Source organism: Sulfobacillus harzensis, assembly GCF_012933365.1.
Classification (GTDB): domain Bacteria; phylum Bacillota; class Sulfobacillia; order Sulfobacillales; family Sulfobacillaceae; genus Sulfobacillus_B; species Sulfobacillus_B harzensis.
The window spans coordinates 1-3,149 of the sequence record NZ_JABBVZ010000198.1 but is presented as its reverse complement, the minus strand read 5'-3'; the positions used below and the strand labels follow the sequence as shown (position 1 = coordinate 3,149).

The 3,149-nt window shown below is 58.2% G+C and carries 3 protein-coding genes; 1 reads left to right on the top strand and 2 read right to left on the bottom strand.

Annotated elements, in window-relative coordinates:
• Positions 1 to 345: transposase (locus HIJ39_RS22155; RefSeq protein ID WP_169103212.1), on the top strand; the 345-nt coding region annotated here is incomplete at its 5' end.
• 210 nt (positions 346 to 555) lie between these two features.
• On the opposite strand, the gene istB is transcribed toward HIJ39_RS22155, so the two are convergent.
• Positions 556 to 1,305 (bottom strand): IS21-like element helper ATPase IstB, encoded by a 750-nt coding sequence (gene istB, locus HIJ39_RS22150; protein ID WP_169103211.1) that lies wholly within the window; start codon positions 1,303 to 1,305, stop codon positions 556 to 558.
• A complete protein-coding gene (gene istA, locus HIJ39_RS22145; RefSeq protein WP_169103213.1) occupies positions 1,298 to 2,758 on the bottom strand; it encodes an IS21 family transposase in 1,461 nt (486 codons plus the stop codon). Before istA ends, istB begins: the two co-directional genes overlap by 8 nt.
• Positions 2,759 to 3,149 lie beyond the last annotated feature (391 nt).

The following is a 3,149-nucleotide window of genomic DNA, read 5'->3' as shown; positions in this document are numbered from 1 at the left end:
ATTCCGCGGCACGCCACGGGGACCTTGAGTGCGCGGATTCACGAGGATCCCACCTACCGGCTGGCGTGGACGCTCACACGCCACTTTCAAACCTTGGTGATCCATCGGTGTGGCGCCGCGGCCTTGGCGGCCTGGTGCCGCGCGGCGGAAGCGAGTGGGGTACCAGCCTTTCAGCGGTTTGCCGAAACCCTCCGCGCGGACTGGGATGCGGTGGTGGCCGGCATTTCCCTTCCGTGGAGCCAGGGTCCGGTGGAAGGGTTGAACAATCGGACCAAGACGCTCAAGCGGATGATGTATGGTCGGGCCCGCTTGCCATTGTTGAGCGCCCGGATTTTGCATCGGTAACGCGTCAAGGCCCGCCGCGGTCGGGCATTGGCCTGGTCTCGAACGACAGGAACCGACATGGGGAGCCTACACCCTCACGGTTCGAGCACGCCATGGCCCAGCACCACCAAAAGTGTGCAAGAGCCGAGGAAATCCAGAAAATCAGCGTTAAAATTCCCGAGGGGGTTCGGGAATTTTTTCGAACCGGGCCCGGATGGGGCCCGGCAATTGTCAACGTTCCTTCATCAATGCGTGTTTCATCCGATAGCTTTCTCCCTCAAAGACGACCAAGTGGCCGTGGTGAGCCAATCGGTCGATGATGGCAGCCGTCATTTGCTCGTCGGTAAACACGGCGCCCCATTTGGAAAACTCAAGATTCGTGGTGATGATGAGGCTCCGCGTTTCGTAACTGTCGGCGATAATCCGGAAGAGCAGTTGCGCGCCCTCGTGGTCTACCGGGACGTAGCCCCACTCATCTAAGATAATCAGGTCGGTGCGGTGGAGGTCGCGCATGAGACGATCAACGGTTCCCGCGCGTTTGGCCTCACTCAGGCGCATGACGAGATCCGTGACAGGAAAGAACCGAACCGTCAGGCCACGTTCGCACGCGGCATAGCCTAAGGCCAGAGCGCAATGCGTTTTGCCGGTTCCCACCGCGCCGTATAGGACTAGATTGCGGTGGTCCGTGATAAAGTCCCCAGCTTCGAGGTCATCCCAGGACAGTGTCGACGGTAGCTTGACCCCACGGCGATCGAATCCCTCCAACGTCTTGTAGGCGGGGAATCCGGCCCTTGCAATCAGGCGGGCCCGACGGTTGACTTCGCGCTGGGCCATTTCAGCTCGAAATACCTCCAATAGAAACTCCTCTTGGCGAGGAGTGGCCTCTTCACACAGAGACACGGCCATCTGGCTTAACACCAACTTTTTGCAGCACTGAGCAATTTCAGCGCGCCGTGCGGCGCGCTCATGCGGACTAATCATGGGTCACCTCCGGGATTAGGGAATCGTAGGAATTCAGGTCGACCGGCGAGACTTCGGACGGTTCCCAATAGGCCATGCGGGTGGCGCGCACCGTGATATCCGCGTAGGAGATTTGGTGGTGACGGGTTGCCTCTTGAAGGGCTTGCAAGGCATGTTCGAATCCGAATCGTTCAGTAAGATCCGCCAAGGCTCGCAAACAACCCTTGAGGTCTTCGCGCGCGTAGTCATCGAGCGTGCGGACCAGCCCGTCCGGTAACCACTGACGCAAAGGGCTATTGCGAAATGCCCCGGGGTTCCGGGATAATCGATGAAGCGTGGTGCGAGGGTCGATCGTGTCTGTGCGCAGGTCACCATACTGCCGAACATGGGTCGAAATCGGCGTGCCGTCCGGGGTGTAGGGCACAACGGTAAACGCGCCGATTTGCACCACCAATTCCTGGCGCGCCCATTCGGGCGCGGACGAATACCAGTGCTTACCATCCAGTTGAAACTTTCCATAACCATCGGTTCGAACTCGGGTAAAGCGCACCGGTTGAAAGGGCCGTACCGGCAGGGCCCGGAGATTTTCCCGATCCGTCTCGAACAATTCGGCCATGGGGAGTCCCTTTTTGTAATGCGGGCGCCGCCAAAGCCGTTCGCATTCCGGTAACACCCGTTGATTCGCGCTCGCCCAATCTTCAAGCACCGGTGGCGGCACCATCAAGGTGCGTCGCAGATAGCCAACCTTCGCCTCGACATTCCCCTTTTCGTGCCCTGCCTCCGGGTTACAGAAGGTCGCTTCAAACCCATAGTGGGCCTGAAAACGTTCAAAGAGCTCCGCATATCGGATGACCTCACCCATGCGTCGCCCGACACCGGTGGCGTTGTCAAAAATAACTCGTTGCGGCACGCCTCCCATCCACTGCCAGATGTCCTGCAATCCATGCACCACGCATTCGGCCGTCTCTCCCGGAAAGTACTGGAGGACGCCCGCGTTGCTAAACGGAAAGCTGACAGTGAGGTATTTGATGGTCGTCGGGGGGTCACCCCGGTGCCAATAGACATCCGCGGTTCCAAAGTCAACTTGGGCCGTTCCCGGAGGCCAATCCAGTTCCAGCGTCCCCTTCTGGACACTGGCACGCTCAGCGCGAACCTTCTTCACGTATCGCTGAACGGCGGAATAGGACAGGGTGTACGTGTCGGGATATTCTTCTTGGAGTCGCTGGTGTATCCGTTCCGCCGTATGACGTTGCTTCCGTCGTACCCGCGCATCCTCGGCCAGCCAACTTTGGATGACCGGTTTGAACGGATCCAGTTTTGACGCCCGTGCGGGCGTCTGGGGAAAGGGCTCGGAAAAGTCCTCCTGATCGACATACTTTTTGACGGTCTTCCAATCCGCGTTCATGGCTGCTGCGATATCTGTGATGCTGTAGCCGTCGGCAAACATGAGCACCATGCGCTGGATGTCCTTCATCGCCTTCACATCCCGATCCTCCTACCTTAGTTTTTTGTGTGAAACCTGTTGTTCTCATTGATTTTTGTGAAATCCCGGGACCTCTGCGACCGTCTACGCATGATGAACGACCTCACGAAACCTACCAAAGGGTTGCAGGGTCGATGCCCGAATCGTCCTGTGTTCAGGATGCTGTCGTTCCGTATGCAGACGAGGGGAGCGGATTCTCTTACTCGCAGGGTCCCGTGTGGCTCGCTACGAAAGAGCCCACACATGCCCGAATGGAGGAACACCTCTCCCTCGTCCCAGACGCCCCGGGATCACCACAGTCTTACGTGTGTTTAGTCAACAGGAAATCCCCAATTTGGCCAAAAAAATTCCCCAGGGTGGTGGGGAATTTGTCCTTCCAGAT

Excerpts from the sequence above, each read along its gene's own strand:
- istB (WP_169103211.1), bottom strand. The coding sequence starts at position 1,305 with ATGATTAGTCCGCATGAGCGCGCCGCACGGCGCGCTGAAATTGCTCAG.
- istA (WP_169103213.1), bottom strand. The coding sequence starts at position 2,758 with ATGAAGGACATCCAGCGCATGGTGCTCATGTTTGCCGACGGCTACAGC.